The organism is Fodinicola feengrottensis, from assembly GCF_039530045.1.
Classification (GTDB): Bacteria; Actinomycetota; Actinomycetes; order Mycobacteriales; family HKI-0501; genus Fodinicola; species Fodinicola feengrottensis.
Window position 1 is genome coordinate 202805 of the sequence record NZ_BAAANY010000020.1, and the last position, 24418, is coordinate 227222.

Genomic DNA, 24418 nt, shown 5'->3' on the forward strand with positions numbered 1-24418 from the left:
CTGACGAGCCGCAGGTTGTGAAGAAAACCCCCTAGCAAGGGTTTTATGGCTGTCTATCCAGTTCGGCCAGCAGATCCCGGACGGTGTCCGCGGTCGGATCGCCTACCCATAGGAAAAGGTCGTACGCCTCCCGCCATGCCGTCACGGCGCGGTCGACCTCGCCGGCCACCCGCAGCGACCGTCCGTAGTGATAAAGCACCAACGCCTGCCAGGGGATGGTGTGGATCTCCCGGGTCAGTGCGAGCGCTTCCCGATAGCTCGGCCAGGACAGCTCCGGCTGGCCAGAGCTCTCCAGCGCCTCCGCGTACGTGTCGAGGGCGGCCGTCATCCGGACGCGATCGCCCAGCTGCCGGAAGGTCTCCACGGCGAGCTGGCCGTGCGCGATCGCCGCATCGAACTTTCCCCGGCGCATCTCGGCGATCGCCAAATGATTTTGAGCATCCCCGCGCACGGTCAGGTCGACGTCGGCGCGGCTCAGCAGCAACACCCTTTCCAAGGCCGCGCAGGCGAGGTCGTTCTCGCCAATAGCCGCCAGCCCGTTGGCCATCCGGACCAGCGCGAACGCCTCGTACTCGACCGACCCGAGGCGGATGAAGAGGTCCACCGCGTCGGCGCCGGCCCGCAGCGCCCTTTCCAACTGGCCGATCCATCGATAGACGACCGCCAGGAAGGTCAGGCAAAGGCCTTCCAGCATCCCGGCACCGATCTCCCTGGCCGCCGCCAACGCCCGCTCGTACAACCGGGGCAGGTCGTGCCGGTAGCCGGTCAGCCAGAGGAAGTCCCAGATGGCGAGGCTCAGCAGCACTGTCTGCCGGGTCCGGCCGGAGTCCGGTCCAGCGCTCGCGATCCGGTCGATCAGGGACAGGATGGTCCGCCACTGCCCCTCGAACCAGGCGGTGGCGTCGTCATATCCGGCAAAGTCCGGCACCGGGTCAGGACCGGCCGGCGGCGACGGCTTCTCGATAAAGCGGTACGTGGTCAGCTTCGCCCGCGCGTTGACGGCAGTCCGCAGATACCAGTCCAGCAGCCGATTCTCGGCGGCCTCCCGGTCGCCGTCGGACTCCTGCAGCTCGGCCCGCTCGCGGGCGTACTCACCGAGCAGGTCGTGGAACTCGTAGCGGCCGGGCGTCGGGTTCGCCAGCAGGTGAACGGCGGTCAACTCGTCCAGCAGCTGGCTGGCCGGCCGAACACCGAGACCCGCCAAAGCCGCCGCCGCGCAAGCGCTGAACTCGGTGCCCGGCGACAGGCCGAGCAGCCGGAACATCCGGGCCGCGCTGTCACTCAAGGCGTTGTACGACCACGAAAACACTGCTCGCAGGTCCGTGGAGACACCGTCGTCCGCCGACAGTGCGTCCAGCCGGGACCGTTGGGCGCGCAGGTCCGCTGCGACCTCGGCGAGCGGCTCGTCCAGCCGCCGGGCGGCGTACTCGGCCACCACCCGAAGGGCCAGCGGCAGCCGTGCGCACAGGTCCACGACCTCTACCGCCGCGGCCGGGTCGTGTCGTACCCGTTCCGCGCCCAGCACCCGATGCAGCAGGGCGACGGCGTCCATGTCGTCGAGCAGGCCGAGGGTGATCCGTCGGGCGCCCTCGCGGACCGCCAGGCTGCGCAGCTGCCGACGGCCGGTGATCAGCGCCAACGACCCGCTGCCGGGCAGCAACGGCCGGACCTGTTCGCTGTCGCGGGCGTTGTCCAGGATGACCAGCAGCCGGCGCCCGGCCAGCTCGCTGCGCAGCAGCGCCGAGCGGGCGTCCAGGTCCGGCGGGATCCGGGCCGCCGGCACGCCCAGCGACCGGAGCATGAAATCCAGCGCGCCGGCCGTTTCGACCGGCTTCTCGGTGCCGTATCCGTGCAGGTTGACGTAGAGCTGGCCGTCCGGGAAGTGGCCGCTGACCCGATGCGCCCAGTGCACCACCAGCGCGGTCTTGCCAATCCCGGCTGGCCCGTCGACCGCGGCGGTGACGACCCGGGCGTCGATCGTCTCGTCGACCAGCTCGTCGAGGACGGCGAGGTCCGCGGCCCGGCCGACGAAGCCGGCGATGTCCGGCGGCAGCTGGCGAGGCGTCCAGGCGCCGGCTGGTACGGGCGTGGCCTCGGCGGCGTCAGCCGGCGCCGGCTCGTACGCCGCGGCCGTACCGTCCTGCAGGATCGCCTCCCGCAGCACGGTCATCCGCCGGCCGGGATCCAGCCCGAGTTGGCCGCGGATCACCTTGGCCGCTTCCTCGTACGCGGCGAGCGCATCGGCTCGCCGGCCAGCTCGGTGCAGCGCCAGCATCAGCCGCTCCCAGAGCGTTTCGCGGAGCGGATACCGGCTGACCATCGAACGTAGCTCTCCGAGCACCTCGCGGTGCCGCCCGGCGGCCAAGTCGATGTCGAGCCGGCGCTCCAGTGCCCGGAATCCTTCCTCGACGATCCCCGCCGCGTCCGCTTGAAGCCGGACCGACGGCAGGTCGGAAAGCGGCTCGCCGGCCCACAGCCCGATCGCCTCCCGGAGCAGGTCAAGCTCGGCGTAGCCATCGCCCTGGGCGGCCACTTCACGGGCCCGTGACACCAGCTCGCGGAACCGGATCAGATCGGTGGTGCAGACCTGCGTTCGCAGCCGGTAACCCGGGCCGGACGTCTCGATCAGGTCCGCGCCGAGCAGCCGGCGCAGCCGGGTGACCAGCGTCTGCAGGCTGGCCCGGGCCTGCCGCGGCGGCTCGTCCTCCCAGACGCGGTCGATCAGCGTGTCAATCGGCAGCACCCGCCCGGCGGACAGGGCCAGCGCAGCGAGCGCGATCCGCTGCCGGCCGCGGACCGGCACGAGGGCGCCGTCGACGCGTACCTCGAACGGCCCCAACAGCCGGCACTCGGTACGCCCTCGCATCCGCACCCCCGCTGACGGTTTCGACGACCGGAATCGTCCCACAATCATGAGACGAATCGATTTAGTCGTCACGTCCCCACCGGCGGTTTCGACCGCGGCGGAAGGATCGTAGGGCCAGCTGGCCCCCGCCTTTGGCCGGGAACGTTCGCAGGTTGGTCGCCTGGGCGGGCCAGGTGAACAACGTCACCGCCAGTGGTACGAGAAACGAGCCGGCCGGGATGATCCGGTCGGCTCGTTTTCTCGTACGGTCAAACGACGGCTGCCACCTGGTGGGCGTTGCTGACCTTGAAGCTGCCGGTCCGGCGCTTCACGTACCACATCATCCAAACGATCAGCGGGCCGATGAAGAAGAGGCCGAACACCTGCGCGAGGCCCGCCATCACGTCGATCGGCAGCAGGTAGACCAGCGGGATCCGGATCGCCGCCTCCAGCAGCAGACCGCAGCCCCACACTGTCGACAGGACCCGGAAAGTGTGTCGTACGGCCGGCTCGGTCTGCCAGCGCTGCTCCCACTGCTGAGCCTTCTCCGGCGTCGCCGAGGTGAATCGGCGGGCCGCGTGGAAGATGACCGGCTTCCCGATCACCGTGCTGATCAGGAAGATCGCGCCAACCACGCTGGTACCAATCGAGTCCTTCAACAGCAGGAAACGCGCGTCGCCGGTGAGGAACGACAGTCCGAGGCTGACCCCGAACGTGCCCATCATGAAGACCGCGAAACCGTCCAACCGGCGTGCCTTGAGGGCAACGTAGACGATCCGGAGGCCGGCGACGACCGTGCCGGCCAGCAGTGCGACGTACTGGTCGGCGCCCAGCATGCGAAGGCCGTAATACGCCACGATCGACAGCCCCATGTCCAAGAACAGGGAGATGACCATCGCCTTTCGAGCGCTCTTCGCGGCGCTCCCGGTGGCGGTCTGTGCGACTGGCTCTGTCATCTGGGTCTCCCCGTCGAATCGGCTGATGGGGAGAACACTATGGACGTTTTCGTTGCTGTTCTTCGGTCCTCGGGTGGGTCCGCCAACCTCCACCCGCGGGTGGAGGGCTCCACCCTCAGGCTTTGAGAACGCCGTCTTCAGGACGCTCCGACGCGCGGGAGACGACATCGCCGTCGCGGTTCACCCAGGCGACCGGACGGGCCGGGTTACCCACTACCAGTCGGTACGCCTCGACATCCTTGGTGACGACGGCGCCGGCGGCCACGAACGCGTACTCACCGATCTCCACCCCACAGACGACCGTCACGCCGCCGCCGATGGTTGCGCCGCGGCGTACGAGCGTGGGTGTCACCGTCCAGTCTTCCTTGGCGGCGCGCGGATTCAGGTCGTTCGTGAAGACCGCGGACGGGCCGACAAAAACCTCGTCTTCCAGGGTCACACCGACGTAGACCGAGACGTTGTTCTGAATTTTGCAGCGGTCCCCCACCACCGCACCCGGGTCGACATACACGTTGCGGCCGAGATTGCAGTCCCGCCCGACCTTCGCGCCGGAACGTACGTACGAGAGGTGCCACACCTTCGTACCAGCGCCGATCTGCGCGCCCTCGTCGGCGCTGGCGGTCGGGTGGATGTACGGAGCCTCGGTCGTCGTCATGAGTTCATTGTTTCGGACGCTGCCGGCGCACCTGCCGGGTGGCTGTCCGATTGTCACGGGCGAGAGCATCTGCCCAGCTCAGCAAGGCGGCGGTGTCGCAATCGGATTCCGATTGCGACACCGCCGGCAGGCGGCTATCCCAACGGCTCTACAGGTATTGGCCGGTGTTGGCGATGGTGTCGATGGAGCGGCCGGCCTCGGCGCCCTTGCTGCCGGTGACGAGCGTCCGGATGTAGACGATCCGCTCGCCCTTCTTGCCGGAGATGCGGGCCCAGTCGTCCGGGTTGGTGGTGTTCGGGAGGTCCTCGTTCTCCCGGAACTCGTCCACGCACGCGTCCAGCAGGTGCTGCATCCGCAGGCCCTTGCCGCCGGTGAGCAGGAAGTCCTTGATCGCCATCTTCTTGGCCCGGTCGACGATGTTCTGGATCATCGCGCCGGAGTTGAAGTCCTTGAAGTAGAGGACTTCCTTGTCACCGTTGGCATACGTGACTTCCAGGAAGCGGTTCTCGTCGGACTCGGTGTACATCCGCTCGACGACCCGCTGGATCATCTCGCCGACGGTGGCCTGCCGGTCGCTGCCGTGCTCGGCCAGGTCGTCGTGGTGCAGCGGCACCGACGTGGTGATGTATTTGGAGAAGATGTCCCGGGCCGCCTCGGCGTCCGGGCGCTCGATCTTGATCTTCACGTCGAGCCGGCCGGGGCGCAGGATGGCCGGGTCGATCATGTCCTCCCGGTTGGAGGCGCCGATCACGATCACGTTCTCCAGGCCCTCGACGCCGTCGATCTCCGACAGCAGCTGCGGCACGATGGTGTTCTCCACGTCGGAGGACACCCCCGAGCCACGAGTACGGAAAATCGAGTCCATCTCGTCGAAGAACACGATGACCGGGGTGCCCTCGGACGCCTTCTCCCGAGCCCGCTGGAACACCAGCCGGATGTGCCGCTCGGTCTCGCCGACGTACTTGTTCAGCAGCTCCGGGCCCTTGATGTTCAGGAAGTACGACTTGGCGTTGCGATCGCCGCCGGCGCCCTGTTCGCCGCGCACCTCGGCGACCTTCTTGGCCAGCGAGTTGGCGACCGCCTTGGCGATCAGCGTCTTACCGCAACCGGGCGGACCGTACAGCAGGATGCCCTTGGGCGGGCGCAGCTCGTGCTCGCGGAACAGGTCCGCGTGCAGGAACGGCAGCTCGACGGCGTCCCGGATCGCCTCGATCTGGCTGGCCAGGCCACCGATCGACGTGTAGTCGATGTCCGGCACCTCTTCCAGCACCAGCTCCTCGACCTCGGACTTGGGGATCCGCTCGTACACATATCCGCTGCGGGTCTCCATCAGCAGCGCGTCGCCGGCCCGGATGGGCGTGTCCTTGAGCGAGTCGGCCAGGTAGACCACCCGCTCCTCGTCGGCCCGGCCCACCACCAACGCGCGGTCGGCGACGCCGTCCGCGTTGTGCAGCAGCTCCTTGAGGCTGACGATCTCGCCGGCCCGCTCGAAGCCGAGCGCCAGCACCACGTTCAGTGAGTCGTTGAGCAGCACTTCCTGGCCCTTGGCCAGCTGGTCGACCTCGACCGACGGCGACACCGCGACGCGCAGCTTGCGGCCGCCGGTGAACACGTCGACCGTGTTGTCCTCCTGGAGCTCCAGGACAACCCCGAAACCGCTCGGTGGCTGGGCCAGCCGGTCGATTTCCTCCTTGAGCTGGATGATCTGCTCGCGCGCGTCGCGCAGCGTGGACACCAACTTCTCGTTCTGCTCGCCGAGCCGCGCCACATTCGCGTGGGCGGCCGCGAGCCGTTCCTCGATCCCGCGGACATGCCGCGGCCCCTCGGTCAGCTTCCGGCGTAGGAGCGAAACCTCCTCCTGCAGGAACCCGATCTGCGAGTTGAGGTCCTGGACCTCTCTCTCGTACCGCGCAGCACGAGCCGAAGCGTTCTCCCGGTCATCCGACACGAGCACTCACCTCCCTGACGGGCATCCCCTTCGGGATACGGCCCAGTTAAAGCCTAAACGGTTCCACGACCGCATGCTGGCAGCCGCACGCCCAGATCGTTGCAGGAAAGCGTTTCCACTCGGTTACCGAGCGCCATTGAACACGCCCCGGCCGACCAAATGTGGCCAATTACGGAGCGGAGCCGGGCATACCGGACCCTACCCGGGTGGCGACCAGCCGGACGAACTCCTGAACACGGCGGACCTGGCCCTCGCCGCCGTTGGCCACCGTCTTGGCGAACCGGATGGCGTCGTGCCTGATCACCGTGGCCGTCCCTTCCGGCTGCTCCAGTTGTTCGGCCTCATCTAGCGTACGAAGGAGGACATATGCCTCGATCTCGGACACCTTGCTGACGCCGTCGTCGTCCCGCGTCAGGTGCCGCCGAGTGCCCACCTCGGCCACCGAGGCCAGCGGGGTGATCCGGACGGCGGAGGTCATCGCACCCATCCCAGCATCCGGGACATCCTCGCCGTGCCACAGCACCAGCCGGTCGCCGTCGCAGAGCACGACCTCCTGCCAGACCTGGCCGCCGTCGAGCACCACCCGCTCCAGCGTGAACCCGAGGACCGGCCGGTCGCCGAGCACCGGGGTGAGGTCCTCCAGGGCCAGCTCAGGGTCACGCAGGTAAGCCTTCGCGGCCTCCGCGAGGTCGTTGTAGGGGGACCAGTCCGGAAACACGACACCGTCGAGGCTGGAGCTTCGCCGGTCGTCGTGGTCGCGGGATTTACCGAACATCCGAGCCCCCAGTCGTACGGTCGTCTTCGGCCACCCTAGCGGCGGCCGCACTGCGCTGGGCTTGGTACGCCTCGACGCCCTTGGAGGGCTTGCGCTGCCGGCGCGGCATCGTGACGCCGTCGGCCAACCGGCGTGCGGACACCAGAAACGCGGTGTGGCCGATCATCCGGTGCGACGGGCGGACCGCGAGGCCCTCCGCGCTCCACTCTCGTACGAGCGTTTCCCAAGCCCTGGGCTCGGTGAACGACCCGTGCTCGCGCATCGCCTCGACGACCGCGGACAGCTGGGTCGTGGTCGCCACATACGCCACCAGTACGCCGCCGGGGATCAGCACCTGGCCGATCGGGCCGAGCACCTCCCAGGGCGCCAGCATGTCCAGAATGACCCGGTGCACGCTGGCCGGCTCCAGATCGTCCGCCGCGCCGGTCACGTCGCCGACAGTCAGCCGCCAGTTGGACGGGAGTTTGCCGAAGAAGTTCTCCACGTTCCGACTCGCCACCTCGGCGAAATCGGCCCGTCGCTCGTACGAGTGCACCTCGCCCTCCGGCCCGACCGCGCGCAGCAACGAGCAGGTCAGCGCGCCGGAGCCGGCGCCGGCCTCCAGCACCCGGGCGCCCGGGAAGATGTCGCCCTCGGACACGATTTGGGCCGCGTCCTTGGGATAGACCACCGCGGCGCCGCGCGGCATCGACAGCACGTAGTCGGCCAGCCGCGGCCGCAAGGCCAGGTAACCGGTAGCACCGCTGGACGTGACAACGCTGCCCTCCGGGGCACCGATGAGGTCGTCATGCGCCAGCGCGCCGCGGTGGGTGTGGAATGTCTTTCCGGCTTCCAGTACGACGGTGTGCAGGCGCCCCTTGGGGTCGGTGAGCTGCACCCGGTCGCCGGGTTGGAAAGCGCCGCCGTGGCTGCTTGTCAACGTGCCTGGCCTTCTGTTCGATTGGTGGAAAAGCCGTCTTACTTTACGGTCTGGTGCGGGTCCAGCACGTCCGCGATGGACCGGGCCGCGAGCACGCCGACGACCTGACCGCCGGCCACTTGCCCGCTCGGGGAGAGCTCGCTGACGACCAGATACTCGGTGGCCGGGGCGGCCTGCACTGCGCGGATCATGTCCTCGCCGGCGAGGGTGGCCGGCAGCACTAGCCCGGGCGCAAGGCTACGGGCCGCCGACGAGACGGGCATCCACGGGCGGCGATCCTCCGGTGTCGCGGCGACTGCCTCGCCGGACACGATCGATTCCGGCCGGTTTTCCGAGTCGACCACGACAATGCCCGGCCGGCCGGCCTCGGCGGCCCGCCGCAGCGCCTCCGCCAGCGGCAGGTCGGCCGGCACCAACAGCGCCGGCGCTGCCATCCGGCCGGCATGCAGCAACCCGAACCGGTCGCCCAAGGTGCCCGCCCGGATCGCCTGCGTCGCACCGTTCCACAGGAACCAGGCGATTGTGAGCGTGAAGAGCAAGCCGAAGGAGAACGCGGTGGCGCCGTTGGTCACGCCGAACAACGCCACCCCGACGACAGCGATCGCGACGACCCGGCCGACCCAGCCGGCGACCCTGGTGCTGAGGAACCGGTTCGAGGTGACTTTCCAGACGACCGCGCGCAACATCGTGCCACCATCCAGCGGCAGTCCCGGCAGCAGGTTGAAAACCCCCACATACAGGTTCGCCCAGGCCAACTGGAGAATGAACGCCTGCGTCAAAGCCAGTTGCGGGCTGATCAGGAACGCCGCGACGCCGCCAATCACGCCCAGCACGAGGTTCACCGCGGGTCCGGCGAGCGCGATCACGAAGTCGACGCCCGGCCGCCGGTCCTCGGCATCGGTCTCTGTCAGACCGCCCAGCATCCACAGCGTCATCGCGTAGACCCTGATCCCGTACGCCTTGCTCGCGAGCGCGTGCCCGAGCTCGTGCAGAAACACCGATCCCAACAGCAGCAGCACGAAAACGAAGGACACCAGGTAGGTCTGCACGGTGTTCAGCGTTGGAGACGTGTACCGGACCCAGCTGCCGTACGAATAGACGAGAATCGCGGCGATCACGAACCACATCGGCGAGACGAAGACCGGGATCCCGAAAACCCGTCCCACCCGCCAGCCGCGCCCGGCCGACGAGATCTCGTCTCGCCTGTTGGACGCGTCGTAGGGCTGCTGTGTTGCCATCCCCCGATGCTACGGCGGGTCGACGACGCTCGGACGCCGCACAGGGTTCGTGGCGAGTCTGCCGAACACTGTCGGTGGTCTGGCCTAGCCTGGGAGCCATGTCCGCTGTGCTCCCGATCGACCATGCAATCGACCCGGCATCGACCCGTACGCATGGCGATGTCCGGGGATCGCTCTCGCCGTCGCGAGCCAGCGATTTCAAGACCTGCCCGTTGCTCTACCGTTTCCGGGCCATCGACCGGCTGCCGCAGAAGCCGACCGTCGCCACCGCCCGCGGCACTCTCGTACACGCCGTTTTGGAGCGTCTTTTCGATGTCGCCCCTGGTGAACGGACGGTGGAGCACGCGGCCGAGCTGCTCGCGCCGGAGTGGGACAAACTGCGCGAAGCCGAGCCCGCTCTCGGTGAGCTCTTCCAGGACGCGGATTCGTTGGCGACCTGGCTGAAGACCGCTCGGGGCATGCTCGACGGCTATTTCCAGCTGGAGGACCCAAACAGGCTGGAGCCGGCCGAGCGGGAACAGCTGGTCGAGGTGGTGCTGGAGTCGGGTCTGCGGCTGCGCGGATTCGTCGACCGGCTCGATGTCGCGCCAACCGGCGACATGCGGGTCGTCGACTACAAAACCGGCGCGGCGCCCCGGGAAGCCTTCGAGGGCAAGGCACTTTTCCAGCTGAAGTTCTACGCCCTGGTGCTGTGGCGGTCCCGCGACGTGGTTCCCAGGCTGCTCCGGCTGATGTATCTGGGCGACCGGGAGATCCTCGACTACGCGCCGGACGTCGATGAGCTGCGTCGGTTCGAGCGGAATCTGCAGGCGCTCTGGGCGGCCATCGACCGCGCCACGACTCAGCGGGATTTTCGCCCCAACCCGAGTAAGTTGTGCGGCTGGTGTGACCACCAGGCGCTGTGCCCCGCCAAGGGCGGCACTCCCCCGCCGTTTCCCGAGGTGCTTCCCACCCCCGGCGAGCCGCTCGTGATCACCCCCGCCAGCGAGGACTGAGTCCGCGGGTTCGGTCCTGTCCGGTTTATGCCCCACCTGCCCTCCCTGTCAGGCTGGGTTTTCGTCGAGTGTCGGACTTTGTTCTGCGCTCGACGTCGAGAGCGGGTTAAAGTCCCGCACTCGGCGTCGGGCCTCGCTGGCTGAGCTGCCCGAGGTCCGTACGACCGTCCGGCACTGTCTGGCCGCATGGACCGGTGCGTACGAAACGAGCCAGCGGCCGCAGGGCGGGATAGGTCCTCCCGCAGGACGAGGCGCGGATGGCCCCTGACGATGAGTACTGGGCCGTACGGCGACGCTACGGTTACGTATGTGAAGGGTGTGGGTCGTCTGCAGCGGTTGATGTCGCTGCCGTCCTGGATGGCCGACGTGGCCCTGGCCGTCGGGTTGTTCGCACTCTTCGGACTGCTCCTTCTGGTGTTCGCCGGGACCGGTGCGGCCGGGGAGCTGACCAGGAACATCCCGCTCGCGGTCGCGGTCTGCGCGGCCGGGGTGGTCCCGATCGCCGTGCGACGCTGGGTGTGGGTCTCGGCGGTGGCGGTGGCGGTCGTGACGGTCGCCGCGGTTCCACTGGTGGGTGGGAACACCACCGAAGGCATCTCCATCCTGATCGTCATCTACACGGCCGCGTCACGGTTGCGCCCGACGACGGCGGCCGGCGCGGTGGGCATCGTGGTGCTGGGGATCGCTGGAGCGCTGGTGCTGTCGCACGCCCAGCCGCTGGTGTGGGCGCTTAACGGTCTAGAAGTCCTGATCGCCTTCGCGGTCGGGTCGGTACGGCGGACCCGGCTGGCGTTCGTCAGCGCCTTGGAGCAACGGGCGATCGCTGCCGAGACGACCCGCGAGCTAACCGCCCGCGATGCGGTGATGGCCGAGCGGCAGCGGATCGCCCGAGAGCTGCATGACGTGGTGGCGCACCACATCAGCGTCATGGGCGTGATGGCGGCGGCCGCGCGCCGGACGCTGCGCGCCCATCCGGAGGTGGCCGACGAGGCGCTGACCACGATCGAGGAGACCGGGCGGGCCACGCTGCGGGAGATGCGGCGGCTGCTGGACGTGCTACGGGACGAGCAGGACACCGCGCTGCCGACCACCCCGCAACCGGGCCTGCCCGGATTGGAAACCCTGGTCGGCCAGGTCGGCGAGGCCGGGCTCGCGGTCCAGCTGACGGTCGAGGGCGAGCCGGTGCCGCTGGACTCCGGCGTCGACCTGACGTTGTTCCGGATCGTCCAGGAAGCCCTGACGAACACTCTCAAACACGCCGGCCCGACCCGGGCGGAGGTAGTCGTACGGTATGGCCTCGCCGACGTCGAGGTCGTCGTGACGGACCGCGGCAAAGGGCCGGCCGGCGGCGGCAACGCCAGTGGCCACGGGCTGGTCGGCATGCGCGAGCGGGTCGGCCTCTACGCCGGCAGTCTTTACACCGGGCCGGGCGAAGACGGTGGCTACACCGTGCGGGCGACCGTCCCGTTCGATCGGCCAGCAGCCAAGACAAGGGGATCACGTACGTGAACGACGTCGAAGGAGGCGGGAAGCCGCCGGTTCGAATCCTGCTCGTCGACGACCAGCCACTGCTGCGCACCGGCTTTCGGATGGTGCTCGGCACCGAGTCCGATCTCGAGGTCATCGGTGAGGCTTCCGATGGCGAGGAAGGGGTCGAGCTGGCTCGCCGGCTGCTCCCCGATGTGGTTCTTATGGACATCCGGATGCCGCGACTCGACGGCGTCCAGGCGACCGCCCGGATCACCGCCGCGAAGCTGCCCGTACGGGTGCTGATCCTCACCACGTTCGACCTCGACGAGTACGTGTTGGGGGCGCTTCGCGCCGGTGCCAGCGGCTTCCTGTCCAAGGACGTGCCAGCCGAGGACCTGGTCGACGCCATCCACGTGGTGGCCTCCGGCGAGGCCGTGGTCGCGCCGCGGATCCTGCGCCGGCTGCTGGACCGCTACGCCGATCGGTTGCCAGACCCGAACGCCCCGGCCGCGCCGGCACTGGGGGCGTTGACCGAGCGCGAGCGGGAGGTCCTGGTGCTGATGGCCCGCGGCCTGTCGAACGCCGAGATCGCGGCCAAGCTGGTGCTTGGCGAGACGACGGTCAAGACGCACGTCGGGCATGTGCTGACCAAGCTCGAGCTGCGGGATCGCGTACAAGCCGTGGTGCTCGCGTACGAATCGGGACTCATCCGACCAGGTGCCTGAACCGGGTTTCATATTCAGCTGACGGTCCGTAGGCGAGAAATATCCGTCGAAGGTCTGACCGTCACCATCCATCGTGATGACGAAAATCAGTTGCGCCACTTTATAGGCTGGCCTTGGCCGATCAGCGCGAAAGTGCCGGCGGCCCGGTCGGACCTCTGTCGGGGGGAGGTCCGCGGCATCCCCCTCAGAGCCCCGAAACCCATAAAACGGAGCCCGTCGGCCGAGCCGACGGGCTTCGCTGGGTCATACGCTGGTGCGATGATCGGTACCAGCGTGCAGCAGCTGTGGGAACCGCGTCCCGGCTGGCTCAATACGACGTCGTACGGCCTGCCGCCACGGGCCACTGTCGAGACATTAAAAACAGTCATTGACCAATGGCAGACGGGCGCTTGTTCCTGGGAGGAATGGGAACCGGCTGTCAACCAGGCGCGGGTGCTTTTCGCGAATCTGGTTAACGTGCCGTACGACACAGTGGCCATCGGCGCGGCCGTGTCGCAATTGTTGGCGCCGGTGGCGGCGTCGATTCCGGACGGTTCTCGGGTGCTGGTGCCTGTCGAGGAATTCACCTCCAACCTGTTCCCGTATTTGGTGCACGCGGACCGCGGTGTTGAGGTCGTCACAGTGCCTGCGGAGTCGCTGCTGGACGCGATCGACGGTCGCACTGACGTGGTGGCCTTCAGCCTGGTGCAGTCAGCCTCGGGTTATGTGGCCCCACTGGCGAAACTCACCACGGCGGCCCGTGCGTTCGGCGCGATGTCCATTGTGGACGCCAGTCAGGCGGCCGGTTGGCTGCCGATCGACGCGAGCGACGTCGACGTGCTGGTTTGTGCCGCGTACAAATGGTTGATGGCGCCGCGCGGTGCCGCTTTCGCCGCCGTACGGCCGGAAATCGCCGCACGGATCCGGCCGCTGGCCGCCGGTTGGTACGCCGGTGAGGACTTTCACGAGTCGTACTACGGGCCACCGCTGCGGTTGGCCGCCTCGGCGCGCCAGTTCGACATCTCGCCGGCCTGGTTTTGCTGGGTGGGTGCGGTGCCGTCGCTTCAGGCTCTGGAGACCGCCGGCATTGAGGCAATTCACGAGCATGATGTGGCACTGGCGAACGCATTCCGCACCGGTCTGGACCAACCGCCGTCGAACAGCGCTGTCGTCACTGTCGCCGTCGACGACAATGCCACTCGTCGGCTGGCCGCCGCCGGCGTGGTGACGGCCGTACGAGCCGGCCGGGTGCGGCTGTCTTTCCACGTCTACAACACGATGTCCGATGTGGACACTGCCGTGACCGCCATCACTGGCCGGCCGCTATGACGCCCATCACGTGCCGCGACTCGATCCCGGTCAGTGGCATGATCAGCCCCTTCCGCCGGCCCGAAAGTGCCGCTCGCCGCCCGGAACCGCCGCTCGGTCCCACTCCTGGAGTTAACCTGTGGACACCACCATCGAAATTCATGGAGACCAGAGATGACGCGCGAGGAACGGTTCGCCAAGGGCCAGAAGATGTTGCAGCAGCTCGATGGCGAGGCCGTCCAGAAGACCATCGACGCGCTCGCCGATATCAACCCCGAGCTCGGCGAGCAGATCATCGGGTGGGGCTTTGGGGAGATGTACAGCCGGCCGGAGCTCCCGCCGCGCGATCGCCAGCTCCTCAACCTGGGGATACTCACCGCGCTGGGCGGCTGCGAGTCGCAGCTGGACGGAAACATCAACACCGCGCTCAACGTCGGCCTGACGCCCACCGAGATCGTTGAGGCGCTGATGCACACGGCACTTTACTGCGGATTTCCGAAGTCTTTGAACGCGACTTTCGTCGCCAAGAAGGTCTTTGCCGAACGCGGCCTGCTTCCCGTCAAGCAGGAAGGCTAAGGGCTGCCTTGATCCGGGCCGCGGTTTCGGCGGCTTGCTCGTCGGAGGCGTACGGGTGCCGTGGGCCGAGCCAGAAACGCAGACCGTCCTTGCGCACTCGCGGAATAACGTGCAGGTGCAGGTGCGGGACGCTCTGGCTGACGATGTTGTTCATCAGGATCAACGAACCTTCCGCGCCCTGCGCCTCCTGCACCGCGAGCTGCAACCGCTGCGAGGTGGTCAGCCAGTGCTCGGCGAGATCGATCGGCAGCTGGTCGTACGTCCGGATGTGCACGGTCGGCACCATCAGCACATGTCCGTGGAAAACCGGTTTGGTGTCCAAAAAAGCGACGATCCGCTCATCCCGCCATACCTCGTGAGCAGTGGACTCGCCGGCCACGATCTGACAGAACACGCACGGTTTATCGGCCACGAGGAGAGAACCTATCGCGGCCCACCGACACCGGCCGGGCCGGCTCGCGACAAATTGACGAGCGCCCGGGCGACGAAGACTTTATGATCCTGGGCAACGCGTTGACGGAGACAAGTAGCCACGGACCGCGCGAGTCGGAGAGAGCCGCCGGCAGCTGAGAAGGCGGCCTCGCGTCCGGTGGCGAAGACACTCCTGAGCGCGGGGAGGAACGGTGGTCGCAAGGCCACCCGATGCCCCGCCGGCCGGCCCCCGTGATCGGGCCACGACGAGGCCGTCACCGGTGTTCGCGCCGGCGGCGGTGAAAGTGCGGTGGCACCGCGAGTTCCCTTCTCGCCCGCACTCCCAAGGGGTCGCGCATATCCCCACAGGAGTGTGATGATCTCACGAATTCTGGCAGCGCAGCTGCCAGCGCACGTCGGCCACCGGGTGCGAATCGCCGGCTGGGTGCACCGCCAGCGGCACCTGAAATCGGTCACTTTCGTGGTCGTACGGGACCGCTCAGGGCTCGCCCAAGTGGTCTTTTCCGAGCCGCCCGAGGGCATCGGCGAAGAGACGGTCGTCGAGGTGTCCGGGCTGGTGGCCGCGAGGCCGCAGGCGCCCGGCGGAGTGGAACTCGTCCAGCCGGAGCTCACGCTGCTCTCCGAGCCGGCGGCGGCACCGCCGTTCGACCTCTACCGGCCGGCCGTGTCAGCTACGCTGCCCACCATTCTCGACAATGCGCCGGTCGCGTTACGGCATCCGCGACTGCGGGCGCAGTTCGAGATCACCGCGGCCAGTGTGACGGGTTTTCGCGCCGCCCTGGACGGTCTCGACTTCACTGAGATCCACACGCCCAAGATCGTCGGGTCGGCCACCGAGTCCGGCGCGAACGTCTTCGGCATCGACTACTTCGGTCAATCCGCTTATCTGGCCCAGTCACCGCAGTTTTTCAAGCAGGCACTGGTTGGCGTGTTCGAGCGAGTGTACGAGGTGGGTCCGGTGTTCCGCGCCGAACCGCACGACACCGCCCGGCACCTCGCCCAATACACCAGTCTGGACGCCGAACTTGGCTACATTACCGACCATCGCGAGGTGATGGCGGTGCTGCGCCAGGCGATAGCTGGAATGCTGGCCTCTGTCGCCGAACGAGCCGGCCAGGCGGTTGCTTTGCTGGAGGCGGAAATCCCGGAGGTCCCGGACGAGATTCCAGCGATCCACTTCGTTGACGCGCAGGAACTTCTGGCCAAACACACCGCCGAGGACCCGCGCGGCGAGCCGGACCTCGCGCCCGCGCACGAGCGCTGGCTGTCCGAATGGGCGATGCGCACGTACGGGTCGGAATTCCTTTACGTCACCGGGTATCCGATGGTTAAGCGGCCGTTCTACACCCATCCGGACCCGGCCCGGCCGGCCTCCTCGAACAGCTTCGACCTGCTTTTCCGTGGGCTGGAACTCGTCACCGGCGGCCAGCGGCTGCACCGCTATTCGGACTATGTCAGCGCGCTGGCGGCGCGAGGTGAGGATGTCCAGACGTACCAGGACTATCTCGCCGTGTTCGCGCACGGCATGCCGCCGCACGGTGGTTTCGCCATCGGTCTCGAACGGTGGACGGCGCGGCTGCTCGGCGTGTCGAATATCCGGCAAACCACGCTGTTTCCGCGCGACCTGCACCGGCTGAACCCGTAAGACTCGTCAGTGGCCCGGAAGGCTCCGGGCCACTGACGACGAATCAGCCGAGTGTCAAGCGCAGGATCGCTCCTGATGACTCGGTCACCAGCAGATCACGCCATGGCGCGTACGAGCCGAAATTCCGTGCGAACCGCAGGCTGGTGGGTTTGTCGAGGCCGGACAACAAAAGACACGTCCTGCCGGTCCACGGGTTCACCCGGTAAAGCTCGCCGCTCCCCCAGGCGGCCACCAGAAGCTGGCCGTCGCGACCCATCGTCAGGTCATCCGGATTCTTTGACGTACCCGCGGAAAGCTTCGTCACCACCTGATGGTCGGTTGGGTGGGACAGCGGAATCCGGGTCACCGCCGAATCCGGGTCCAACACCGAGGTGGTGAACAGCCATCCACCGGCGATCGCCACGCCGTCGGCGCTGGGGATCGGTGTCGTCCACTTGTCGTCGATCGCCCCACCGGGACGGATTCTCACCACCGAGCCATTCGAATCCGCCACATACAGGTTGCCGGCCCGGTCAAAACCGCTGCCGTTCGCGTTCATCAGCCCGGTCGCGTACGTCGTCGGCGGCCGGTCCAGGTGGGCTGGATCGAACCGGACGATCTCGGCGTGTCCGGACTGATCGTCGCCGGAGTTGACGTAGATCAGGCCATCCGGCCCTTTCCGCAACGCGCCCGGTGCCCTTACGTCCACAGTGGACAACAGTGTCCCGGTGGCCGAATACCGCTCCACCCGGTTTCCGGTCAGGTTGGCGATCCACACCCCGCCCTGACCGTCGAACTCCAGGTTTTCGTACCAGGTGCCGGCATCGGCGTGAAAGGTGCTGACCGTCGCCTTGGTGTCACAGGCGGTGGTCGCCGCGCTAACCGGTTGTGCCGCACCTGTCATCACCCCCACACCGACGGCCACCGCCGCGACCAACGCCCACCGACGTACCCCGATCCGAGAAGTCAGCACAGTTGTCCTTCCGTCATATCCAACGGTCACTTCCATGTTAAGTCGGCAGGATTTCCGGCAAGGGATTACTAGCTCTTCACAGTGGACCAGAAATCGCATTTGTGCTGGACCATCTCGTCCACCCGGCCGACGCCGCTGGGACCCAGGTCCAGGTTTTGTACGTACGGCGAAGCCTGCGTTCCGACGACCGGCGACCAGGATGGCTGGCCAGCCGCGTTCGGGTTCGACGCGTGCGCGAATCTGGTCCAGTAGCCCATCATCGTGGCCGACAGCTGCTGTTGTGCCGAAGTCAACGTGACCGGAAACGCGAACAGGTAAGGCAATTCGGAGGCGTGTACGGCCCCAGCGTTCGAACCGGCCGGATGCGGGGCCAGCACCGGCGCCGTCCGGTCCGCGAACTGGTACGCGTACGTCCTCGTGTGGGCCGACAAAGCGCGGTCGTCGGACAGGGTCGGGCAGGCCCAGCCGCGGTCGGTCATCGCCGCGCCCCAGGCTTCGGCCGGTGACGAATACCCGGACGCTGGATACTCCCGCAGTACGGCGTCGCCCTGCGCCCCAAACGAGCCGCGGATCAGCTCCGCATAGTGGTCCGCGCTAATGGTGCCCAAGCCGGCCGCGTTGGCCTGGTGTTCGTCGCGGTTGTGCCCGTTGATGACTGGTACGCGCGAGAACCGACCCGCTTTCAGCGCGTCGGCCGGTGCGCTCGGCAACATCGCGGTGCCGTAGGCCGGCGCGTTGTAAGGCTGGGTCACGTTCAGCAGCTTGTCGACGGATTTCCCTTGCAGACAAGCCAGCGTGGTCGTTCCGGTCGGGCACTGCAGCTCGGCGGCGGTCTCCGTGCCGAACTCCTGCGTCTGGGAAAGCGGCGTGTAGACACCAAAAGCCGGCAACCCCGGGAACCAGCCGTCGACCGGCCAGTTGAGCGAACAGCTGCCGCTTTCCATGATGGCCTTGTCGAAAAGGCCCGCGGCCCTGGGCGAGGTCAGCTGCGCACACGTACTCATGCCGCCGGCGGATTCGCCGAACAGCGTCACGTTGCCAGGATTGCCACCGAAAGCGGCCGCGTTCGCGCGTACCCATCGGAGGGCGGCCTGCTGGTCGGCGAGGCCGAAGTCACCGGAGTCGGGCAGCCCCGGCAGCCCGAAGTTGCCGAAAATCCCCAGTCGGTAGTTGACCGTGACGACCACGACATCGCCGGCCGCCGCGATCCGGCGCGCGTCGTACTCGGAGCCTGAGCCGTTGGTGAAACCGCCGCCGTGCACCCACACCATCACCGGTTTGGGCCAGTGGTCGGTCGGCCGCGGGGTGGCGACATTCAGATAAAGACAGTCCTCACTGTCGCTGGCCGGCTCGCCGTACTGGCTGAGCTGGGCGCAGCGGGCACCTGGCTGGGTGGCGTCGCGTACTCCCGACCAGGAATGCGCCGGTCGCGGGTCTTTCCAGCGCAGCGACCCCGTCGGTGGCGCCGCATACGGAATGCCTTGGAACAACTGGTAGTCAGCGCCGCTCGTACCGCGGACCAGACCGCGATCGGTTCGTACGATGGGATTCGTGCCAGCGGTGACGGCAACGGGCGCCGCCGCGACGAATCCCACGGCCAGCGCCGCCGCCAACGCGGCCTTTCCTATCCTGCTCAGGTTTCCCTGCATTCGCATCCCTCCGTGGTGATGTGCTCCCACGGATATTCGATCCGGAATGCTTTCGCTACGTGAGCCCTAAAGGAATCACCGCACGCCCTACTTAAGTAGGTTTCTCAGATATTCCGCGTCGACGCCGACCAGCGATTCCCGGATGATCCGCCGCTCGCCCGGCTCGACCGGCACCTCGGCCGGCACCACGACCACTGTGCAACCGGCGGCCACCGCGGAGGCGACCCCGGTCGGCGAGTCCTCCACCGCGACGCACGTCCCGGGATCGGCGCCGAGCAACCCGGCGGCCCGTTCGTACGGATCCGGGTGCGGTTTGTTGTGTGCGACCTCGTCACCACACACGGTGACATCGAAGAACTCCGCGCCGATCCACTTGAGCGCGACATCGGTGAGGTCACGTTCGGTGGAGGTGACCAGCGCGGTCCGAATGCCGGCGTCTCGCACGGATTGCAGCAACTCCGGTGCACCCGGCCGCCAGGTCAACCCCTCGCTGAACAGCTCGCGCGTACGAGCCAACAACCACGCGCTGTCACCGGCCAGGTCGCCGCCGACCACTCCCACACCGGCGTGCACGATGCCGATCGACCGGGCCAGGTTGGCGCCGACCATGGAGGCCCTGGCCGGCGCGGACAGCTCGCCGCCGAGCCGGTGCGAGAGCTCCTTGAGCGAGATGTCCCAGATCTTCTCGGAGTCGACAAGGGTGCCGTCCATGTCGAACAGGACGGCTTGAAGGCGGCTTCGGGCATTCATCACCCACCAGCTTATTTCTTTCGCCCGCCGCCGAACACCCTCCGCTCCCAAGATGCTCATCACATCCCCGGTGTCAGCCGCTGAAGGTGGAGCTCAGGTGGCGTTGAAGTATTTGGCCTCCGGGTGGTGCACGATCAGCGCGGACGTGGACTGCTCGGGATGCAGCTGGAACTCCTCGGACAGCTGGACCCCGATCCGGTCCGGCTCCAGCAGGTCCATCAGGTATTTCTGCTGCTCGATGTCCGGGCAGGCGGGGTATCCGAACGAGTACCGGGAACCGCGGTAGCCCTGTCGGAACACGTCGTCGAGATCCTTGCTGTCGTTCGCGTCAGCTGCCCGCCCGTCCGGTAGCGTCATTTCCGCTCGTACGCGCGAATGCCAGTATTCGGCGAGCGCCTCGGTGAGCTGGACGGACAGGCCGTGCACCTCCAGGTAGTCGCGGTATGCGTTGTCCGCGAACAGTTTGTTGGCATAGTCGGCGATCGGCTGGCCCATCGTGACGACATGGAAGGCGACCACGTCCAGCTCGTCGGCCGACTTTTCCCGGAAGAAGTCGGCCAGGCAGAGTCGGCGGTCCCGGCGCTGGCGGGGGAACGAGAACCTGGCCCGCTCGGCCGAGTCCTCGCCGATCACGATCAAATCGTTTCCCTCTGAATAGCACCGGAAGTAGCCGTAGACGACGGCGGCTTCCAGAACGCCGTCTGCCTTCAGCCGGTCCAACCAGTACCGCAGTCGCGGCCGGCCTTCGGTTTCCACCAGTTCCTCGTACGACGGGCCGTTTCCGCCGCGTGCCCCGCGCAGTCCCCACTGGCCAAGGAAAGTGGCCCGTTCGTCCAGCCAGCTGGAGTAGTCCGTGGTCGGAAGGCCTTTGACCACACGAGAACCCCAGAACGGCGGAGACGGCACCGGGTTCGAAGACGAGACATCGGAGCGTACGGACGAGTCGCGCACCGAGAGAATCGGGCCGGCGGCCCTGCGTTTTTCGGCGATTTGCTTGGAACGCTCGTGTCTTGCCTTACGCTCGGCAGCCTTCTTCTCCTCTTCGGGCGAAAGCGTCACGGCCGCCCCAGACCGTTTCGCGAGCATCAGCGCGTCCATCAGCCGCAGGCCTTCGAAAGCGTCCCGGGCGTAGCGGACCTCGCCGGCATAGATGTCGGCCAGGTTGTCTTCCACGTACGCACGGGTCAACGCCGCCCCACCGAGGATCACCGGGAACTGGGCGGCGATCCCCCGCTCGTTCATCTCGGCCAGATTTTCCTTCATCACCACGGTCGACTTGACCAACAGGCCGGACATCCCAATCACGTCGGCACGGTTTTCCGTTGCCGCGTCCAGAATCGCGGTCACCGGTTGCTTGATGCCGATATTCACCACGTGGTAGCCGTTGTTGGAGAGAATGATGTCGACCAGGTTCTTGCCAATATCGTGCACATCGCCCTTGACAGTGGCCAGCACGATCGTGCCCTTGCTGTCGTCATCCTCGTTCTTCTCCATGTGCGGTTCTAGATAGGCCACCGCGGTCTTCATGGTTTCCGCTGACTGCAACACAAACGGTAGCTGCATCTGGCCGGAGCCGAACAGCTCACCAACGGTCTTCATGCCGGCCAGCAAGGTCGTGTTGACGATTTCCAACGGCCCACGCGAAGCCATGGCTGCGTCCAGATCAGCTTCCAGACCAGTGCGCTCGCCATCGACGATCCGCCGCTCCAAGCGCTCAACCAACGGCAGCGCGGCCAGCTCGGACGCACGTGACTCCGAGCTGGATTTCGCGTCCACGCCTTCGAAAAGCTCCAGCAGCCGCTGCAACGGATCATAGCCGTCGGCGCGCCGGTCATAGATCAGGTCGAGCGCGACTTGCTGGTGCTCCTGGTCGATCCGGGAGATCGGCAGGATCTTGCTGGCATGCACGATCGCCGAGGTCAGCCCGGCTTCCTGGCACTCGTGCAGGAACACCGAGTTCAGCACCTGGCGAGCCGCCGGGTTCAGCCCGAAGGACACATTGGACAGTCCGAGAGTTGTTTGTACGGCCGGAAACTTCTTGGACAGCTGCCGGATCGCCTCGATCGTCTCCAGGGCGTCCCGGCGACTCTCCTCCTGACCGGTGGCGACCGTAAAGGTGAGCGTGTCGACGATGATGTCCGACTCCAGCATCCCCCACCGCTCGGTCAGGTCCTCGATCAGCCGGGTCGCGATCGCGACCTTGTGCTCGGCCGTACGAGCCTGGCCCTCCTCGTCGATGGTCAGCGCGATCACGGCTGCGCCATATTCACTGACCAGCTCCATGATCCGGTGGTAGCGAGAAGTGGGGCCGTCACCGTCCTCGAAGTTCACCGAGTTGATCGCGCACCGGCCGCCAAGGTGCTCCAGGCCGGTCCGCAGCACGTCTGGCTCGGTGGAGTCCAGCACGATCGGCAGCGTGGACGCGGTGGCGAACCGGCTGGCGAGCTCGGCCATGTCGGCGCTGCCGTCCCGGCCGACGTAGTCGACGCACAGGTCCAACAGGTGGGCGCCGTCGCGGGTCTGGTCGCGGGCGATCTCGACGCAGTCGTCCCAGCGGGCGGCCAGCATCGCCTCCCGGAACGCCTTGGAGCCGTTCGCGTTCGTACGCTCACCGATCATCAGCACCGACGCGTCCTGCTCGAACGGCACCGAGGTGTAGAGCGAAGCGACCGCCGGCTCGACGTCGTGCGCTCGTGGTCCCGGCGCCAGGTCGGCGACCGCGGCTCGTACGGTCCGGATGTGGTCAGGGGTAGTTCCACAGCAGCCGCCGACCAGGGTCGCGCCGTATTCGGTGATGAACCGCGACAGCGCCTCGGCCAGTTCGTCCGGGGTGAGCGGGTATTCGGCACCGTTGCGGCCGAGCCGCGGCAGCCCGGCGTTCGGCATCACCGACAGACCCACCCGCGAGTGCCGCGACAGATACCGCAGGTGCTCGCTCATCTCGGCTGGGCCGGTGGCGCAGTTCAGTCCGAGGAAGTCGATGCCCAGCGGTTCCAGCGCGGTCATCGCGGCGCCGATCTCGGAGCCGAGCAGCATCGTGCCGGTGGTCTCGACAGTGACATGGCACACGATCGGGACCGGCCGGCCGAGAAGTTCCATCGCCCGCTTCGCGCCCAACACCGCGGACTTGCACTGCAGCAGGTCCTGGCAGGTCTCCACCAGGACCGCGTCGATGCCACCTTCCAACATCCCGGCGACCTGTTGTTGGTACGCGTCGCGCAGCGTGGTGAAAGGCGCGTGGCCGAGCGTGGGCAGCTTGGTGCCGGGGCCGACCGAGCCGAGCACCCAGCGCCGCCAGGTGGGCGTACCGGCCGCGTCCACGGCCTCCCTGGCGATCCGCGCGGCGGCCTCGGAGAGCTCGAAAATCCGTTCCGGAATCCCGTATTCCAGCAGGTTGGCGTAGTTGGCCCCGAAGGTGTTGGTCTTCACCAGGTCCGCGCCGGCCGCCAGGTAGGCGTCGTGGATGTGCCGTACGACATCGGGCCTGGTGACGTTGAGGATCTCGTTACAACCCTCCAGGCCCTGGAAGTCGTCGAGGGTCAGATCGGCGGCTTGGAGCATGGTCCCCGTCGCTCCATCGGCGACCAGAACCCGGTCGGACAGGGTCCGCAGGAGTGGGTGTTCTGGAGAAAGGTTGCCAGACATGTGTCAAGGTTACCGCGTTCGGCGCGCCGCTCCACCCTGGTTTGCCGGTGGCTTCCTCGGCGCGGGACGTAGGGTGTACGAGTGAGTGAGTTCGACGGACTGCCAACCCTACGTTCGCCCATCGCGATCGCCGCCTTCGAAGGCTGGAACGACGCCGGGGACGCCGCCACCGCGGTGGTGGAGCACCTGGAGGCGGCTTGGGAGGCCGAGCCGCTGGCCGCGATCGATCCAGATGACTACTACGACTTCCAGGTCAACCGGCCGACGGTGTCGATGACCGACGAGGACGGCCGCCGCATCGAGTGGCCGACCACTCGACTGTCGGTGTGCTCCCCGCCTGGCTCCGAGCGGGACATCGTGCTGGTCAGGGGCCTGGAGCCGAACATGCGCTGGCGCGGGTTCTGCGAAGAGCTGCTGGAGATCCTGCACGCCCTGGAGGTTGACTCGGTCGTTCTGCTGGGCGCGCTGCTGGCGGACGTGCCGCATACCCGCCCGTTTCCCGTACACGGAAGTTCCACCGACCCGGCCATGATCGACCGCTTCGGCCTGCAGCCGTCCCGGTACGAGGGCCCGACCGGCATCACCGGAGTCATGCACGAGGCCTGCGCCCGGGCCGAATTGGAGACCGTCTCCTTCTGGGTGCAGGTGCCGCACTATGTCGCACAGCCGCCCTGCCCGAAGGCGACGCTCGCGCTGCTGACCAGGCTCGAGGACGTACTGGACCTCCCGGTGCCCACCGAGGACCTGCCCGAAGCGGCCGCGACCTGGGCTTCCACCGTCGACGAGCTGGCCACCCAGGACACCGAGATGTCCGACTACGTACGGGCGTTGGAAGAACGCGACGGCGAGGCGATGGCGCAGACCAGCGGCGAGGAACTGGCCGCCGAGTTCGAGAACTACCTGCGCCGGCGCGGCCCGTCCGGTCCCGCCACCGGCCCCACCGGAGCCTGACCCCA

19 protein-coding genes are annotated in these 24418 nt (G+C 67.4%); 7 read left to right on the plus strand and 12 right to left on the minus strand.

Annotated features, from left to right (window positions below; translation table 11 throughout):
• Positions 1-43: 43 nt before the first annotated feature.
• The 7 genes from ABD301_RS25105 to ABD301_RS25135 form a co-directional block, all read right to left on the minus strand.
• Positions 44-2866 carry an AfsR/SARP family transcriptional regulator gene (locus ABD301_RS25105; protein WP_344312945.1) on the minus strand — a complete coding sequence of 941 codons (2823 nt, stop codon included), beginning with the start codon at positions 2864-2866 and terminating at the stop codon, positions 44-46.
• Positions 2867-3114: 248 nt separating this feature from the next.
• On the minus strand, positions 3115-3801 hold the full coding sequence (locus ABD301_RS25110; RefSeq protein ID WP_344312946.1) for a VC0807 family protein: 687 nt from the start codon (positions 3799-3801) through the stop codon (positions 3115-3117).
• Positions 3802-3916: 115 nt separating this feature from the next.
• Entirely contained in the window at positions 3917-4456 is a 540-nt protein-coding gene (locus tag ABD301_RS25115) for an acyltransferase (RefSeq protein ID WP_344312947.1), read from the minus strand.
• Positions 4457-4604: 148 nt separating this feature from the next.
• A complete protein-coding gene (gene arc / locus ABD301_RS25120) occupies positions 4605-6404 on the minus strand; it encodes a proteasome ATPase (RefSeq protein ID WP_390624314.1) in 1800 nt (599 codons plus the stop codon).
• Between the two features lie 169 nt (positions 6405-6573).
• On the minus strand, positions 6574-7179 hold the full coding sequence (locus tag ABD301_RS25125; protein WP_163573377.1) for a hypothetical protein: 606 nt from the start codon (positions 7177-7179) through the stop codon (positions 6574-6576).
• Entirely contained in the window at positions 7169-8098 is a 930-nt protein-coding gene (locus tag ABD301_RS25130; RefSeq protein WP_163573376.1) for a tRNA (adenine-N1)-methyltransferase, read from the minus strand. The genes ABD301_RS25125 and ABD301_RS25130 overlap by 11 nt, the downstream gene beginning before the upstream one ends.
• 38 nt (positions 8099-8136) lie before the next feature.
• Complete coding sequence (locus ABD301_RS25135) at positions 8137-9336, minus strand: site-2 protease family protein (RefSeq protein WP_344312949.1); 1200 nt, start codon at positions 9334-9336, stop codon at positions 8137-8139.
• A 98-nt stretch (positions 9337-9434) separates the two neighbouring features.
• Here ABD301_RS25135 and ABD301_RS25140 point away from each other — a divergent pair, with 98 nt between their 5' ends.
• The 5 genes from ABD301_RS25140 to ABD301_RS25160 all read left to right on the plus strand — a co-directional run bounded on the left by ABD301_RS25140 (position 9435) and on the right by ABD301_RS25160 (position 14389).
• The gene (locus tag ABD301_RS25140; RefSeq protein ID WP_344312951.1) at positions 9435-10331 is read left to right on the plus strand and encodes a RecB family exonuclease; all 897 of its coding nucleotides are present in this window, start codon (positions 9435-9437) and stop codon (positions 10329-10331) included.
• A gap of 309 nt (positions 10332-10640) precedes the next feature.
• The gene (locus tag ABD301_RS25145) at positions 10641-11840 is read left to right on the plus strand and encodes a sensor histidine kinase (protein WP_344312952.1); all 1200 of its coding nucleotides are present in this window, start codon (positions 10641-10643) and stop codon (positions 11838-11840) included.
• Positions 11837-12526: a response regulator gene (locus ABD301_RS25150; protein ID WP_344312954.1), complete on the plus strand. Its 690-nt coding sequence runs from the start codon at positions 11837-11839 to the stop codon at positions 12524-12526. Before ABD301_RS25145 ends, ABD301_RS25150 begins: the two co-directional genes overlap by 4 nt.
• Positions 12527-12784: 258 nt before the next feature.
• Complete coding sequence (locus ABD301_RS25155; protein WP_344312956.1) at positions 12785-13834, plus strand: aminotransferase class V-fold PLP-dependent enzyme; 1050 nt, start codon at positions 12785-12787, stop codon at positions 13832-13834.
• A 153-nt stretch (positions 13835-13987) separates the two neighbouring features.
• Complete coding sequence (locus ABD301_RS25160; RefSeq protein ID WP_163573371.1) at positions 13988-14389, plus strand: carboxymuconolactone decarboxylase family protein; 402 nt, start codon at positions 13988-13990, stop codon at positions 14387-14389.
• On the opposite strand, the gene ABD301_RS25165 is transcribed toward ABD301_RS25160, so the two are convergent.
• Positions 14373-14801 carry an HIT family protein gene (locus ABD301_RS25165; RefSeq protein WP_344312958.1) on the minus strand — a complete coding sequence of 143 codons (429 nt, stop codon included), beginning with the start codon at positions 14799-14801 and terminating at the stop codon, positions 14373-14375. The two genes, ABD301_RS25160 and ABD301_RS25165, sit on opposite strands and share 17 nt — an antisense overlap.
• 375 nt (positions 14802-15176) lie before the next feature.
• Between ABD301_RS25165 and aspS the strand changes: the two genes are divergently transcribed.
• Positions 15177-16466, plus strand: coding sequence for an aspartate--tRNA(Asn) ligase (aspS, locus tag ABD301_RS25170; protein ID WP_344312961.1), 1290 nt, complete (start codon positions 15177-15179; stop codon positions 16464-16466).
• Between the two features lie 43 nt (positions 16467-16509).
• Here aspS and ABD301_RS25175 read toward each other — a convergent pair whose 3' ends face one another.
• From ABD301_RS25175 to metH, 4 genes are all read right to left on the minus strand, one after another.
• The gene (locus ABD301_RS25175; RefSeq protein ID WP_279583103.1) at positions 16510-17418 is read right to left on the minus strand and encodes an SMP-30/gluconolactonase/LRE family protein; all 909 of its coding nucleotides are present in this window, start codon (positions 17416-17418) and stop codon (positions 16510-16512) included.
• A 68-nt stretch (positions 17419-17486) separates the two neighbouring features.
• Positions 17487-19067 carry a carboxylesterase/lipase family protein gene (locus ABD301_RS25180; RefSeq protein ID WP_163573368.1) on the minus strand — a complete coding sequence of 527 codons (1581 nt, stop codon included), beginning with the start codon at positions 19065-19067 and terminating at the stop codon, positions 17487-17489.
• A gap of 87 nt (positions 19068-19154) precedes the next feature.
• A complete protein-coding gene (locus tag ABD301_RS25185; RefSeq protein WP_163573367.1) occupies positions 19155-19817 on the minus strand; it encodes an HAD family hydrolase in 663 nt (220 codons plus the stop codon).
• Between the two features lie 93 nt (positions 19818-19910).
• Positions 19911-23462, minus strand: a complete 3552-nt coding sequence (gene metH / locus ABD301_RS25190; RefSeq protein WP_344312965.1) for a methionine synthase — start codon at positions 23460-23462, stop codon at positions 19911-19913.
• Between the two features lie 81 nt (positions 23463-23543).
• Here metH and ABD301_RS25195 point away from each other — a divergent pair, with 81 nt between their 5' ends.
• The gene (locus ABD301_RS25195) at positions 23544-24413 is read left to right on the plus strand and encodes a PAC2 family protein (protein WP_344312967.1); all 870 of its coding nucleotides are present in this window, start codon (positions 23544-23546) and stop codon (positions 24411-24413) included.
• Positions 24414-24418: the final 5 nt, after the last annotated feature.